The 15,773-nt window shown below is 46.8% G+C and carries 8 protein-coding genes; all 8 read right to left on the reverse strand.

Annotated features, from left to right (window positions below):
- Positions 1 to 8: 8 nt before the first annotated feature.
- The 8 genes from KOE27_RS20565 to KOE27_RS20600 all read right to left on the reverse strand — a co-directional run bounded on the left by KOE27_RS20565 (position 9) and on the right by KOE27_RS20600 (position 15,772).
- On the reverse strand, positions 9 to 2,999 hold the full coding sequence (locus KOE27_RS20565; RefSeq protein WP_215240675.1) for a SusC/RagA family TonB-linked outer membrane protein: 2,991 nt from the start codon (positions 2,997 to 2,999) through the stop codon (positions 9 to 11).
- Between the two features lie 145 nt (positions 3,000 to 3,144).
- Entirely contained in the window at positions 3,145 to 4,392 is a 1,248-nt protein-coding gene (dgoD, locus tag KOE27_RS20570; protein ID WP_215240676.1) for a galactonate dehydratase, read from the reverse strand.
- Positions 4,393 to 4,462: 70 nt separating this feature from the next.
- Entirely contained in the window at positions 4,463 to 5,704 is a 1,242-nt protein-coding gene (locus KOE27_RS20575; protein ID WP_215240677.1) for a mandelate racemase/muconate lactonizing enzyme family protein, read from the reverse strand.
- Between the two features lie 62 nt (positions 5,705 to 5,766).
- Positions 5,767 to 6,807, reverse strand: a complete 1,041-nt coding sequence (locus KOE27_RS20580) for a LacI family DNA-binding transcriptional regulator (protein WP_215240678.1) — start codon at positions 6,805 to 6,807, stop codon at positions 5,767 to 5,769.
- A gap of 157 nt (positions 6,808 to 6,964) precedes the next feature.
- Positions 6,965 to 8,320, reverse strand: coding sequence for an enolase C-terminal domain-like protein (locus KOE27_RS20585; protein WP_215240679.1), 1,356 nt, complete (start codon positions 8,318 to 8,320; stop codon positions 6,965 to 6,967).
- A gap of 56 nt (positions 8,321 to 8,376) precedes the next feature.
- Entirely contained in the window at positions 8,377 to 9,921 is a 1,545-nt protein-coding gene (locus KOE27_RS20590; protein ID WP_215240680.1) for a SusD/RagB family nutrient-binding outer membrane lipoprotein, read from the reverse strand.
- A 24-nt stretch (positions 9,922 to 9,945) separates the two neighbouring features.
- Positions 9,946 to 13,077, reverse strand: coding sequence for a SusC/RagA family TonB-linked outer membrane protein (locus KOE27_RS20595; protein WP_215240681.1), 3,132 nt, complete (start codon positions 13,075 to 13,077; stop codon positions 9,946 to 9,948).
- A gap of 550 nt (positions 13,078 to 13,627) precedes the next feature.
- Positions 13,628 to 15,772 carry a xanthine dehydrogenase family protein molybdopterin-binding subunit gene (locus KOE27_RS20600; protein WP_215240682.1) on the reverse strand — a complete coding sequence of 715 codons (2,145 nt, stop codon included), beginning with the start codon at positions 15,770 to 15,772 and terminating at the stop codon, positions 13,628 to 13,630.
- Position 15,773 lies beyond the last annotated feature (1 nt).

A 15,773-nucleotide genomic window follows, 5' to 3' on the forward strand; every position in this document is an offset into this window, starting at 1 on the left:
TTCCAGAGTTAAAATCCAATATTGATGCCTAACGTATACGTTTTGGAGTTAGGATAGGATCCCCGGTCAATACCTATGGCGGTATCAGTACCGGAACCTACGTTGCTCGATTCAGGATCAGGTCCGGAGTAGTCGGTGAACGTGAGAATGTTGGTTGCGCTTGCAAAAACACGTATGTTCACTTTATCCTTCAATGCAGAAACAGGGATATTATAGCCCAGGCTCAGGTTTTTAAGCCTGACGAAGCTTCCGTTTTCGATAAACCGGCTCGACTGGGTAAACGGCTGGTATGTTTTAGTGAATGCGGGGATATCTGACGTTTCGTTACCGGTACGATAGTAATCACGGATCTCTGTCAGCAGGAACTGACGGGCTTCTCCCGAGCCTGACATAGCGCCAGCTCTGGAATAGTTCAGTTTGTCCACGCCAAACGCTCCCTGAAAAAATACGTTCAGTACCAGGTTACCATAGGTGAACGTGTTGTTCCAGCCGCCCGTTACTTTTGGCAAGGCCCTTCCGATAATCTGGAAATCGTCGGTATTGATATTGTTATCCCCATTCAGGTCCTGGTAATGCGGGTCGCCCGGCACCCGTCCAAACTGACGCGCCAGTTCCACCTCGTCGGGCTTGAAAGTACCCAGGTATTTGAGCCCCCAGTACGATCCAAGCGGCTCACCCGGTTTCAGCATGAATTCATTGGTGATGGACATCCCTCCACCTGCGCCGGTTCCTGTTCCCAGTCTGGGAAGACCACCCAGGCTTACGACCCTGTTTTTCAATGTAGATACGTTCAGATTTGACTCCCAGGTGAACTTGCCCGTACTGATGGGTGTCCCGCCCAGTGAAAATTCAAACCCTTTGTTTTCTATTTCTCCAACATTCCGTGGTTGGGTACCTCCCCCGGCATAGTTTGGCAGCGCCACATTGAGCAGCAAATCTGTTGTTTTTTTGGAAAAATAATCGACCTCAAACCGGATCCTACCGTTCAGGAACTCTGCTTCCAGACCGGCGTCCACCTGTGTGGTGGTTTCCCATTTCAGATTTCTGTTGCCCTGGTTACCCTGGATCACACCGGTTGTGACACCTGTATTGTTAAATGCAACCTGCGTCGAACTGTAAGGAGAATAGGTAGCGTATGGGTTAATCGCCTGGCTGCCCGTCATACCCCAGCTTCCGCGCAGTTTGAGATTAGAAAAAACGTTCAGTTTTTTGATAAACTCCTCTTCTGACAATCTCCATCCCACTGCCACAGACGGAAAAATACTGTTTCTGTTTGCAGAACTGAATTTGGAGGATCCGTCGCGGCGTACAGCGGCTGTAACCAGGTATTTGTCTTTGAAAGCATAATTGACCCTTCCCAGCAAAGATAGCAATGTCCATTTCTGGAAGCCCGAAGCAACCGTGGAGGCCGAATTTCCACCAATATTATCATAACCCAGCTGAGGAAAACGTAGTCCATTCGCGGTAGCGGTAAAGTTTCTGTCTTTAAACTGTTGCGTTTCCAGAACGGCAACGGCTGTCAGGCTATGATTTCCAAACGTTTTTGTATAATTCAGTGCATTGGTATTCTGAAGTGTTACCTGGTCGGATGAGTAACGTGTAGCATTGGGGTTTCCGTTAGACAATCTTTTTCCGGTAAAGTTCTTATTCTGAGCATCCAGATAATTAATGGCATATTGCAGGTCGAGTGACAATCCCTGGATCGGAAACTGATAATTAATACCACCGATTGCATTTAAATTAGTCCTCTCAATATCATTGGATTTATCGTAGAGCTGGTCAATCGGACTTCTGGATACCGAACCTGTAGGATCGTTGAAGGTAGGCAGGCCGTCGGTACCATAAGCAGGCGTGGTGGGAGCCCATTGCAAGGCTTCCAGTATTGGCCCTCCGCCATCGGTATTGTGGTTGATCGTTTTCGCTCCCGAAAGATTAAGTCTCATCGAAAAGCGTTTGCTCAACTGGGTGTTCAGATTGGACCGTAGTACATATCTGTTGAATTTGGTATTTTCAACGATCCCTTTCTGATCCAGAAAATTTCCTGAAACCATAAATGTCGTTTTTTCATTCCCTCCGGATACTGTTGCCAGGTGCTGCTGTCCGCTTCCCGTTCTGTAAATAATATCCTGCCAGTCGGTACCGCCATTCTTTTTAAAATCGCTGATTTGTGCATCTGTAAAAGGCGGATTAGACCCTGTGGCCAATGCGCGTGCATTGACGATCTCTGCAAATTCACCCGCAGGAAGTATATCAAATGTTTTGATTACATTGGAAATACTGGCCTGTCCTTCATAAGAAACTTTGATACCCTTCGAACCCTTTTTGGTGGTGATGATAATCACCCCGTTTGCTCCCCTGCTTCCGTAGATTGACGTGGAAGAGGCATCTTTGAGTACCTGTATGGTTTCTATGTCACTAGGGTTAAGTAAGTTATAATTTGCACCTACAAAACCATCAATCACATAAAGGGGATCATTATTGCCAAGTACTGAATTGGCTCCTCTGACGCGGATCTTCGAATCACCACCGGGTGAACCATTGGACTGCGTGACCTGCACCCCCGCCGCACGCCCCTGCAATACCTGGTCAAGGCGGGTAACCGGCTGTTGAGCAAATTCCTTGGTTGATACAATAGAGAGTGCCCCGGTGACGTCCGTCTTTTTCTGGGTACCATACCCTACTACAACCACCTCGCTCAAATTCCGGGATTCCTCCGTAAGCTGCATATCGATAACTGAACGGTTATTAACTGCAACCGTTTTGCTGACATACCCTATAAAAGAAAATACCAGGGAGGCGTTTTCAGGAACGTTAATCGCATAAAGTCCATTTTCATCTGTCACTGCTCCCGTCGACGTGCCGCTTACCAGGATGTTCACACCCGGCAATACGGAATTGTTCTGATCTGTCACCTTGCCTGTTACCCGATTGCCCTGTGCGGAGACATATCCGCCGCTCAGCGCCAGGTAAACAAAAACCAGTTTTAGAATTTTTCTCATGATGCTAATTTTAATTATTGTTATGTGTTTAATATGAATAATACAATTTCATTAAGGCCATAAAATGGCCCATTTGCTTAAAAATAATAGAGGCGGGAAATTAGGTAAGTCTTACAGCTTCATGTGAGAGGAGAAAAACCGGGAGTTACCAGTCTACCACTGAGCCGTCAAAAGGGTTATAAGATTCCGGGTTTTTCCAGTCGTGTCCGATTTTATCTTTCATTTTTTCTTCGTCCAGCTCTATACCCAATCCCGGTCCGCGGGGGATTAGTACGCTGCCATCTTTTTCCAGCTTGAAAGGATTTTTGAGATATCCCTCACCCAATGACACCTGCTCCTGTACCAGGAAATTAGGTACGCTTGCTGCCAGGTGCAGGCCCACGGCCAGGGAAATTGGCCCCATAGGGTTATGCGGTGCTATGGGCACATAATACGCTTCGGCCATACCTGCAATGATCCGGCCCTCGGTAATACCTCCGGCATGACAAAGATCCGGTTGTACAATGCTGGCGGCTCCTTTTTCCAATATCTCCCGAAATCCCCACTTGGTGAATATCCGTTCGCCGGTCGCAATAGGCAAATGAGTCCCCCGCGCGATATCCACCATGGTATCCACATTCTGAGCCTGGCAGGGTTCCTCAATGAACATAGGCTGATACTGTTCAAGCTCTCTGATCAGTACCTTGGCCGTTTGAGGAGATATGGCGCCATGAAAATCAATGGCGATGTCCATGTCCGGCCCGCCGGCTTCTCTCAGTGACGCGAAGTTGTCAGACGCATATTTGATAAACTGCGGGTTTTCAACAATGTTAGCAGGATTTTTCTTAGCCACACCCGTTTTGATTACCGAGAATCCTTCGGCTTTTCTTTTCTTCATATCCTCCGCATTGGCGGCTCTGCCATATATTCTGACGCGGTCACGCGTGGGGCCGCCAAATAATTCATAAACAGGTACATTCAGCAGTTTCCCTTTGATATCCCACAGGGCATGATCAATCCCGCTGAGTGCACTGGTCAGTATAGGCCCGCCCCGGTAAAACGCATGACGGTAAATGGCCTGCCAGTGATGAACAATACTCCTGGGATCTTTACCTATTAAATAAGGTTCCACTTCCTTGATAGCCGTCTGAATGGTGAGCGCACGGCCTTCGAGCAGAGGTTCACCCAAGCCCACTACTCCAACATCCGTATGTATCTTCAGAAAAATCCAGCGTGGTTTTACGAGGAATGTTTCCAGTTTTGTGATCTTAACCTGCCCATACTCCCTGAATGGTGCGGGAATGGAGGCATACGAGCTTTTTGGTAACAGCATGGTGCCGAGACCGGCAATACCCAGCACAGACTGAATGGCGCTACGCCTTGAAACACCTGATTTTTTATCTGACAAACCCATAAATCGATCTCATTTAAAATGACTCAATATTACCATCTGCTATTTAACTGTAATTGTAAAACCCGCTCTGTTACCAATTGTGTATGGACCCATCAGGTGCTTTCAGATACGGATGCGGAAACTTCGTTTTTTCTGTAACTTCCATTACAAAAGTTGCTTTTTTAGGATCGAACTTCACTCCCAACCCAGGGCTTGGGTTCAGGTATAGTTTACCGTTTTTAAAGTGGATAAAGTCCTCGTTAAAATACGCAGGCCGCTCAGGCTCACCGCCGCCGAGCTCCATTAAACAACGCGAAGGGCTGCTCGATCCCAGCACATGCACCAGCGCCGCTGTGGACAGCGGGCCTGTAAAATGAGGGATCATGCCGGTATAATGTGTTTCACAAAGCCCGGCGATCTTCTTGAATTCGGTGATACCACCCGTATTGGGCAGGGTTACCCTTGTATAATCGATCCAGCGTTTTTCGATCATATCATTGATGTCCCACCGGTCACCAAATTGTTCCCCCACGGCAATCGGTACTTTTGTTTTGGCTCTTACCTCCTCATACACAGCCGGATTCTCAGAACGAACGATATCTTCCACAAAATAGGGTTCCAGGTTTTCCAGCGCCGAGCAAATTTTGAGCCCGTCGGTCATATCAAAGCGCGTATGCAGGTCTATAGCCCATTTTCCACCGCCGCCCACGGCTTCATCAATCCGTTTACAGAAATCCACCGTCTTTTTGACGTTGTCATAAAAGTCAAAAGGCTGATCTCCATTGCCACCGGTTGGGCCTATCCGGTAACTCCTCAGTCCCGCTTCGATACAGTCACGTGCCCTCTCTTCCTCCGTCTTTGCTTTGGAAGCCCTGAAACCTGTGGCATAACATTCCACGTAATCACGCGTGGCGCCGCCCAGGAGCTCATATACAGGCACACCCAGGGCTTTTCCCTTGATATCCCACAAAGCCATTTCGATGGCCCCCATGCCATGCAGTTTTTCCCTGCCGGGCGGATAAAACATGCCCCGGTAAACATATTGCCACAAATGTTCGATCCGGAAAGGATCCTCCCCGATCAGCATTTGGGCACATTGCTCCACCATATCCTTTGAGCCTCCCTCGCCAATCCCGATGATCCCCCCATCCGTTTCCACTTCAACAATCCCTCTTGCCTGATTGAACAATGGCTTGTTATATCCGGGAGCGGCGTAATATCTTATTTTGGTAATTTTAAGTTTGGAAGCTGCACGGGCATCTTCCATTGAAAGACCCGCCATGACAGTGGCCGAGCCCAGCAAAGCCGACCTAAGAAAATGTCTTCTTTCCATCAGTATTGTAAAAGTTAAGAAATAGCCCTTTTATTTTAATCGATTAAGCAAAATGTAAAATTTTACATCGGATGCTCCGCTTTCATTTTGGAAGAATCCCTGGCGATCAGTTTCGCCTCCATCAATATTTGCCGCATACCCTCTTCGGGATTTCTCAGTTTTTTGACCAGCATTTCGACCGCAGTTTTACCCAATAGTTCGAGTGGCTGGTGCATATAAGTGATCGGACAATAGTACAGATCAAAAACTTCCGCCTGCCCGAAACTCACGATGGCCAGGTCATCAGGGACCCTGATCTTCTTTTCATTGATGTATTTCAACCCATTGATGGCTAAACCATAGGTTGCAAAAATAACGGCATCGGGCCGGTCAGGCATTGCCATGATCTGGTCGATTGCAATCCTTACTTCCTTTTCGATATTCTCAAACTTTACTTCCTTCAGCAGGTTCTTATTAAAGGCAATATTACGGTCACGCAGGGCGTGCTGATAGCCTCTGATCCGCTCCTGCATGTGGTGCATTTCCAGCTTGTAGGCAATCAGCGCAACTCTCTCATAACCCATTTTAAGAAGATGCATACATGCGTCATAAGACGCCTTAAAATTGTTGGTTGCTACAAAATCTGCCTGTAAATCAGGAAAATGCCTGTCAAGCAGCACAAAAGGGATGTTCTTTTCTTTTAAATAGAGTATTTGTTTTTCAGAATTTTCGGATGCCACAATTATGAAACCATCCACCTGCCGGTTGATCAAAACATTGAGCAGGTCCCATGATTTTTCCGCATTCTCATCACAGCTTCCTATGATTACCGTATAGCCGTTCCGCTTGGCTTCATCTTCCACTACTCTGGCAATATTTGCAAAGAAGGGGTTCGAAATATCAGCGATTACAAGGCCCACCGTATGTGTTTTACCACTTCTTAAACTTTTGGCCAGGTGATTGGGCTGGTAATTAAGCTCCCGGGCTATCTGTTTGATTTTACCAGCTATCTCCTGCCCGACCCTGCTTTCTTTTTCTTTCCCATTGAGCACATAAGACACCAACGCCGTTGACACCCCCGCCTGCTGGGCGATGTCTTTTAAAGAAACCTTTTTCGTACTCATCAGGTGACTTTGGTATAAGATGGTCAAATATACTTAATCGATTAAACAATCAAACATATTCAATAAAATATTTTTATATTTTATCACTAAATAGTTACACTGCATTGCGGAAAGGCATCCTCCGGTGAAAAAACATACTTCACCGGAGAATGCCTGTTTAGGGCCTGATGAGGGTACCGTCAAACTTCCTTACCTGCCAGTTGGATTTGGTGGATATCGGATATTTGGCAGCCTCCTTTTCGTTGATATCTACCCCTATACCCGGCGCTTCGTTAACAGACATATATCCGTTTTTCATGGTGGGGCATCCCGAGAAAATTTCAAGTGTTTTATCATTGAACGACACCGCCTCCTGGATACCAAAATTCCACACAGCCATATCAATGTGGGCATGGGCAGCGTGGCCCACCGGCGATACATCACCCGGGCCGTGCCATGCCGTTTTGACATTGAACCATTCGCCCAGCCTGGCTACCTTCATTGCAGGTGTAACGCCGCCGATCTGAGATACGTGAATCCGAATGTAGTCAAACCACTGATTTACCATAGGTTCCAGAAACTCATTGATATTATTAAAAAGTTCACCCATGGCAAGCGGCACGGTGGTACTGGCACGTAACTGCTTGAACCACTTCATATTCTCAGGGGAAAATGGATCTTCAATAAAAAATGGACGGTAGTCTTCCAGCTTTTTGATCATATTGATGGCGTCCATAGGCTGTACCCTTTCATGGATATCGTGCAGCAGTTCCACTTCTTCCCCGCATCCCTTCCTTACCGCTTCAAACAATAACGGAATTGCTTTCAGATAGGTCCGCTCATTCATAAAGTTATCGGTTTCACCACCAAAACCGGCCACTTTGAAATCCGGTTTCTGGTCGGTACTTCCAACCGCGCCATAACCGCCTTGCTGGATACGGATATACTTAAACCCTTTGGCCTGAATGCTTTTAACGCTATCCACTACTTCTTCGGGTGTACGGCCATTGGCATGCGTGTAACACGGCACGGCAAAACGGGCCTTCCCGCCAAGCAACTGATACAACGGCATTCCGGCGCGCTTTCCTTTGATATCCCACAAGGCCTGATCCAGCCCGCTTAATGCATTGTTAAGCACCGGGCCGTTTCTCCAGTAGGAGCTCACATAGGCGCTCTGCCACATATCTTCGATATTGTCCACATCCTTGCCCACACAGAATTCGTTGAGATACGTATTAATTGCCACCAGCACAACTGCCGCACGTTGTGTAAAAGTAGCACAACCCAATCCGTACAAACCAGGCTCGGTTGTTTCCACCTTCACAACAATCAGGTTGGAGCCCTGTGGCGCAGTGGCTATGGCCCTCACGCTTTTGATCTTCACAGGAGCCATCCCTTTGGCATATTGCGGCGTACCTTCCCGTTCCCTTGCCTCTGCATTGGATATCCCTCCAAACAGCCCCAGTAGTCCGGCAGAAGAACCCAGTCCGATTTTTTTTAAAGTTTCTCTCCGGCTCTGATTTAATTGATCCATAAATAGAAATTTAAGGTTAAGATTTTAATAATAAGCTTGGGTACAAAGAGTCCTACCTACTTTTTATCCCACCAGACGCGCGTTTCAATCGTGTTAGCGCCCTGGCGGGTATTGGCTTCGTTCAGGTTCTGAAGGTTGACAATAATTTCACTGTCAGGATAAGGCATTCTTCGAATGAAATTCTCTGTTTTTAATTCGGAACCCGGATATGGATTTTTCGCCAGGGTGGGAAAACCGCTTCTGCGGAAATTAGCGAACAGCTCGTTGCCATCCAGAAAAGCCGCCACCCAGTATTGGGTATTGATCTGATCGAGCGCCTTGCTGTCGTCCAGGGGATGTGCAGCAAGATAGGCCTGGATAGCATCCTCTTTGATCGCTGCGTTTGCATCATATTGGGCCATTTGTTCCAGATGCGCCCTCACTCCTTTTGTAAAATAGTCCGAGGCCTTACCTGTCACCCAACCTCTTACCGCGGCTTCGGCCAGTAAAAGCTGATTTTGTGCATAGGTAACATGAAATTCGGGGGCATCCAGCTTAAGGACAGTTGACAGGTTAATCTGGCTAAAATCCCACAGACTAGCTACACCGTACTGACCCAGAATGGTATTGATCGATACATCGTTGTATCCCATGGGCATTCCTATCTGCACCTTTGGGTCTGAGGATGCGCGGGCTGCTACTTGCTCAGGACCGCCCTTGGCACCTACGTAACGTACCGCCATGACCGGCAAGCGCGGATCATTGTTTTCTTTAAGATAGTTTACAAAGGGAGCGGCCAGATAAAAGTTTGTTTTTTCCCTGGCCGCCAGGTGATTCGCTATATAGTTGTTGTATATCGCCGTGTGGCGGATCATGGAGTTATCACTGTTGGATTCAAACAGTCCGCCCGCCACCGCTTTTGCTACGTAAGTCTGAGCCGTTGCAGGATCCACTTTGGTGAGCCTCATGGCCGCCCGGAGCATCAGGGAATAACCCAGTTTTTTCCATCTTGTCACATTCCCACCATACAGAATATCTGTCGTAACGGCTGCCTGGGAAGTATTCAGTGCTGCCGAAGCCTCTTCCAGTTCCTTCAGGATATCTTTATAAATAGCCTGCTGGGGGTCATACTTCGGACTGATGACTTCACTGATATATCCCTGTCCCGCTTCAAAATAGGGGATATCACCATAGGTATCCGTCAGAATCATAAATGCGTACGCTTTCCAAATCCTGGCCGAATTGTAAATATTGGACTGCAAAGGATCTTCTTTTGTCTGATCCACAACGGCCACCAGTTGTTTGACCACATTCCGGTAAAAATTCACCCATACCAGAGGAGTGTTACTATTGTTGAACTGGTTGTAGTTCCCTCCCGACAGCGAGCTCCCGTACGGCGTAATAACCTGCTGCACAATACCGAAATTATAACACAGCATCCCGAGTGTGGAAACCCCGTCAAGATAGGTGGTACTGATAATGGCTTTGTTCAGGATCAGTGAAGGCGCCAGTGAAGTGGGGTCAACCTTGTTGGTATTAATTTCGTCGAACCCTTTATCACAACCGGAAAGCAGACTCATTGAAATCAGCAAACCGAAGAAATATTTTAGATTAGTTCTCATATTTCAGACCTAAGATGTTGATTGTTAAAACTGCAAATTGAGATTGAATCCTATACTCCGGGTAGGTGGCAACCCTGGCCAGAAGTCCAACCCGGCGTTATTGTCCGAAGAGTTAAGTACCTCCTCAGGATCCATATTTTCCGTCCATTTTTTTATGATCAGTACATTGTTGGCTACGGCACTCAATCTCAGTCCTTTTACAAAGGTTTTTTCAGGTAACAGTTTGCCCAGGTCATAGCTGAGCGTTAGCTGGCGCAGTTTCCAGAATCCCGCATTCGATACAAAATCCTCGTTGATGCCCAAGGGGTTGATCGACTCGTAAAAGGGCTGCACAGCTGCTTTGGTTTTATTTACTTCACCATCAGGATTAACACCGTTTCCAATCACATATCCTTCTGCACGGCCGGGCAGCGTCCTTTTCGATAAACCGTGGCGCATGTAATTGATATTCCTTCCGGCTATCATTTTATACCCCAATTTAAAATCGATCAACGCCGACAGCATGATTCCCTTATATGTAAAGGTGTTGGTAATACCACCAAAATACTTTGGCAACGCATTTCCGACATTTCTTAAAGTATTGTTTCTGAGCGGCATACCACTGTTTTTATCAAATACCTGCCGTCCTTGTGCGTCACGCAGATAGGTAAAAGTATAGAGCTGCCCTATGGGCTTCCCTACCACCTCGTTCAAAGTTCTGCCACCTCCGCCGCCAACTGTAATGACGGTATCTTTGTCCGCCAGACCCAGTTTCAGGACTTTGGAAGTGTTATAGGACGCATTCATAGTGACATCCCACCGGAACGACTTCGTATTCACCGGAGATACGGACAACAACATCTCGATTCCCTGGTTCTTGCTACGGCCCACGTTAATCAGTTTGCTGGTATAGGACGAAGCGTCCGAAATCTGTGCAGCAAGGATCTGATCTTCTGTAATTTTGTGATAATAAGTAAAATCAAATCCAACCTGATTATTAAATAACTTCAGTTCCAGCCCCGCCTCCGTCTCTTTTACGCGCAGCGGACGTAAGTTTTTATTAGGAACCGTCGAAGCATTGATACCTCCCACCGGAACCAGCTGCCCCGATGGATTAGGAAATGAATTATTATCAACCGAATAATATAATGCGTTGGAATAGGGCGCCACATTATCCGACCCCACCTGTGCATAGGCGGCCCTCAGTTTTCCGAAAGTTAACCATACAGGCAAGCTTGAGAATGCCTGTGAAAAAATAAAACTACCTGTAACAGAAGGATATAGTATACTCCTGTTGGCTGGTGCAAGGGTAGAGAACCAGTCGTTACGGGCGGTGATATTCAAATACAAAAACTCTTTATAGGAAATGGTGGCCGCTCCAAACAGCGAATTAATCTTCTTTTCTGACAAACTGTATAATGGGTTTTTCACACGCCCATTCATAACTGTATACAGCCCGGGTTGAATAAAATCCTGCACGGTTACACTGTTGTAGTCCATCCGCGCATAGCGCTGGTTACCTCCCAGCGTAACATCCAGGCCAATATTGCCAAAGTTATGATTTCCTCCCAGGATAAAATCAAGGTTTCTCTCAGTATTCCGTCTCACATCCTGTGTGAATGAGCCATTTACATAACCAACAGGCGCTTTGGCAATCGGTGCGTAACCATTGGGAATGTTATAATCCTGGCCGCGTACATAAAAATCTTGCGCAATCCTTCCCTGAAGATAAAGCCAGTTTGTGAACTGATACCTGAGCGCAACATTACCGAACAGCCTGTCGCGGACAATATTTTCAAAGTGGTGGCTCAGCGAGTAATAAGGGTTGTTACGGACCAGGAACCTGGCAAACGAAAACTCGTCTCCATTAGGAAGCGTCTGATTATCCTTCAGAGCCTGGAATGGCATCGAATTGGCCAGGGTAAAAATCACTGTAGAAGTAGCAAAATCCTGGGTGTCCAGCTGTGGCGGATTTACATTTTTCTCTTTGGAATAATTGATATTACCAGTAGCCGTCAGCCTTTTGGAGATGTTCTGGCTAAAACCCAGGTTGATCACTTTTTTATTAAATGTATTATTTTCTACAATACCCTTGTTATCCGTGTTGGATAGGGAAAGACTAAATCCGCCGTTCGGGCCATTGTTGGACACCGTTACGGTATTGGTCAGATTGGTCCCAACCCGGTAAAATTGTTTCACCCTGTTATACACCGGTTCATAAGGATATTCCTTATTGTCGAAAAGAATCTGTTTCATCCCAGGCTCAAATTTTTCCCCGAAACTCCATACACCAGAGCTGGGAAAGGCGGTGGTAGGTCTTTTCCCTCCCTCACCCTGACCATATTCATACTGAAAATCAGTAAAATCAAGCGGCGTATCGGTCGTAAAATTCATATTATAACTTACGCCAAGCCCGTTGCCGCTGCCTCTGGTTTTGGTAGTGATCATCACCACGCCATCTTTGGCACGGGAGCCGTAAAGTGCAGCCGCCGTTGCTCCCTTGAGTACCGTCATGGATTCAATATCATCAGGGTTAATACTGGACAATCCGTCTCCTCCATCCGATGAATTTGCTGAACGTTGCCCGTAATCTCCTCCGCCTGCAAAATTGGAATTATCAATAGGAACCCCGTTTACCACAATCAGGGGGCTGTTTTGGCCGCTAAAAGATGACTGCCCACGGATACGGATCTTGGCGGTTCCGCCTGGGCCCGTTGAAAGAGAAGAAATATTGACCCCCGCCATTTTCCCCTGCAAACCACTTAACACATTGGGAGAGCGGTTGGTAGAGATCTGATCCGCGTTTACGGTGGCTGTGGCATAACCCAGTGTTTTTGCTTCACGTTTGATGCCTAATGCAGTCACAACTACTTCTGTCAGGTTCTTTTCTTCCTGAACCATCTGAATATCCAGAACCGATCGGTTATTGACGGCTACGGTCTGGCTGACATAACCGATAAATGAAAACACGAGAGAGCCGCCGGAAGGAACACTGATCGAATATTTCCCATCAATATCCGTTACTGTTCCCTGAGAGGTGCCCAGGACTAAAATGTTAACACCCGGCAACGATTCATCCAACCCGGTAACCTTGCCCGTTACCGTGATATTCTGAGCCCGGAGGGTGCTGGTTCCAACTAACAGGAAAAGAAAAGTTAGCTTTAAAATTTTTTCCATAGTACGAGCATTAGAGGTGAATAAGAAAGAAATCCGAATCAAGAAAATTAGAAATAGTACCAAAAGAACGAAATAGTATATACGTAATACGTTATCGAACACACAAGTATTCTCCGGGACTTTCCGCAGTAAAAAAATGATCTGAAAACCCGGCATCTCCTTAAACTCTCCGAATCCCCCCAACTAAAATAGCAGCCGGAAATGCGCCTGTATCCAGGCCGCGAGTATCTCACAAACCCTACACATCTTTATTATGCTTAATCGTTTAAGCAATGAATTTTAATTTTTATGAGCTCAAAAAAACTGAACTCAGGTATCAATTAATTATTAGTTGAAAAATGCAGTAGTATAAATAGCAAAAAAAACCTCCTGTCCGAATGTAGAAAATAACAGGCCTCCCAAAAGTAAGTTTAAACGTTTAAACAAAAAAATATTTCCACAATTATTTTTATATTTTTTCTTCAAATAGCCCTAAAAATTACCTATGCCCGCAAAAAAAAGCCCGACAGGTAATTTCCTGCCGGGCCTCGTGACTGTCGAATATCAATTCTTAGGAAAGGCCCTTGAACGAGTCTTCCTGTGTAAATGGCTGATTTCTTAATCGCTGCTTAGTGGCCTTATAAAAAGCATTCGCTATGGCAGCCCCCGTAGGCGGCAGGGCTGGTTCGCCAAGCCCGGTAGGAGATATCCCATTATCCACAAAATGCACCTCCACTTCCGGAATTTCATTCATCCTGATCAGACGGAAACCATTAAAATTGCTCTGGTCGGGTGCACCATCTTTAAACGTAAGGTTCCCGTACATGGCATGCCCCATACCATCCACCACGCCTCCTCTTACCTGCTGTAACGAACCGCTTTTATTGATAACAATTCCGCAGTCTACAGCAGCTACTATGTTTTTCAGTACCGGTTTCCCCTTTTCCATTATCACCTCGCCCACCTGTGCCACATAAGACCTGTGTGAAAAGTAAACGCTAAATCCCTGGTAAACTCCCTTTTTCTTGCCCCAGTTACTTTTTTCAGCTGCCATTTTTATAATGGCTATCATGCGGTCAATATCATATTTGATCGCACCGGCGGGCAATTTCTTAGCCTTTTCCAGTAATTCCAGACGGAATTGTACCGGATCCTTTCCAGCCGCTTCTGCTATCTCGTCCAGAAATGCCTGCTCGGCATACGCCAGAAAATTGGTGATCGGTGCACGCCATGGACCGGTGGTAATGGGTGATTTATGTTCTACCGAATCAATCAGGAGGTTATCCACTGCACCTGAAGGGAAATTATCCTCGCGTGTTGAATTACCTGAATTCATACCCACGCCCCTCAGCTTGTAGCCTATCAGCTGACCCGACGCATCAAGCGCTGCCTCAAACCGATACCTGACCGCAGGCCGGTAAGTACCGCCTGTCATATCATCTTCACGGGTCCACATTACTTTTACAGGTGCCTTCACCAGCTTGGATACATGCGCAGCTTCTGTTACAAAATCCGCAGCAAGCCTCCTTCCGAAGCCTCCTCCCTGCCGGGTTATTTCCACAGTGATTTTTTCTTTGGGAAATCCTGTTATTTTCGACACCTCGTCTCGTGCCCGATCGGGAGTTTGCGTTGGGCCAACCAGTTCCACTCCGTCTTCTCTCACATGCGCAAAGAAGTTCATGGGTTCAAGCGGGCTATGCGGCAAAAACGGGCATTGATACTCGGCCTTAATGACCTTTGCGGCGTTTTTAAATGCGGCATCGGCATCACCATCCTTACGTCGGACAGTTGCCTCACCATGATCAAGTAATTCTTTAAAAATCCGGTTATGATCCGCTGAGCTTTCCAGATCGGCGGCCTTTTCATATTCTATTTTTACCGCCTCCCTCGCTTTTTTCACCTGCCAGGTAGATTTTCCCACAACAGCAACGCTGTTTTCGAAAGTCACCACATCCACAATACCCGGCATTGCTTTCGCGGCAGTGGCATCCACCGATTTTAACTTCAGACCAAAAGCCTTTGGCCGCTGGATCTGAGCGAATAGCATACCTTCTTTATAAACATCCAAGCCGAACAGGGGTTTGCCTGTAAAGATATTCTGGTTATCCACATTTTTAACCGACTGCCCGATAAGCCTAAAATCCTTTTCATTTTTGAGAGTGATCTCTTTGGGGGCCGTCAGCCCGGATGCATCCACGGCCAGTTGCCCATAGGTAAATGACCGCCCTGATGTTTTGTGAAGTACTTTACCGTTGTCCGTCGTGATTTCAGAAACCGGAACTTTCCAGCGCGCAGCCGCCGCTTCGACCAGAAGGAATCTGGCCATGGCCCCAGCCTTACGTAACCGCTCCCAGGAATGTGGTACAGCGCCACTACCGCCGGTTACCTGGCGTTCAAATTTGGAATTATCCAGATTTCCCTGAACCGTTTTTACCATTTTCCAGTCTGCGTCCAGCTCTTCGGCCACAACCATCGGAAAAGCAGTTTTAATCCCCTGCCCTATTTCCGGATTCGGGGATACGATCGTGATGATGTTGTCAGTACCAATGGAGAGATAACTGTTAAAATTAACCATCCCTGCTGCAATAGCCTGCCCGTTCACCACAACTGGCGCAGCGGCCGATGCGGACCAGTTAAATCCCAGAAAGAGGCCCCCGCCTGCGGCCGCGGCAAGCTTCATAAAATCTCTTCTTGAAGTTTGTTCTATGTTCTGCATG

Source organism: Dyadobacter sp. CECT 9275, assembly GCF_907164905.1.
Taxonomy (GTDB): Bacteria; Bacteroidota; Bacteroidia; order Cytophagales; family Spirosomataceae; genus Dyadobacter; species Dyadobacter helix.

What these genes read in the sequence shown, in the direction of transcription:
- KOE27_RS20565 (WP_215240675.1), bottom strand. Translation starts at nt 2,999, where the DNA reads ATGAGAAAAATTCTAAAACTGGTTTTTGTTTACCTGGCGCTGAGCGGC.
- dgoD (WP_215240676.1), bottom strand. Translation starts at nt 4,392, where the DNA reads ATGGGTTTGTCAGATAAAAAATCAGGTGTTTCAAGGCGTAGCGCCATT.
- KOE27_RS20575 (WP_215240677.1), bottom strand. Translation starts at nt 5,704, where the DNA reads ATGGAAAGAAGACATTTTCTTAGGTCGGCTTTGCTGGGCTCGGCCACT.
- KOE27_RS20580 (WP_215240678.1), bottom strand. Translation starts at nt 6,807, where the DNA reads ATGAGTACGAAAAAGGTTTCTTTAAAAGACATCGCCCAGCAGGCGGGG.
- KOE27_RS20585 (WP_215240679.1), bottom strand. Translation starts at nt 8,320, where the DNA reads ATGGATCAATTAAATCAGAGCCGGAGAGAAACTTTAAAAAAAATCGGA.
- KOE27_RS20590 (WP_215240680.1), bottom strand. Translation starts at nt 9,921, where the DNA reads ATGAGAACTAATCTAAAATATTTCTTCGGTTTGCTGATTTCAATGAGT.
- KOE27_RS20595 (WP_215240681.1), bottom strand. Translation starts at nt 13,077, where the DNA reads ATGGAAAAAATTTTAAAGCTAACTTTTCTTTTCCTGTTAGTTGGAACC.
- KOE27_RS20600 (WP_215240682.1), bottom strand. Translation starts at nt 15,772, where the DNA reads ATGCAGAACATAGAACAAACTTCAAGAAGAGATTTTATGAAGCTTGCC.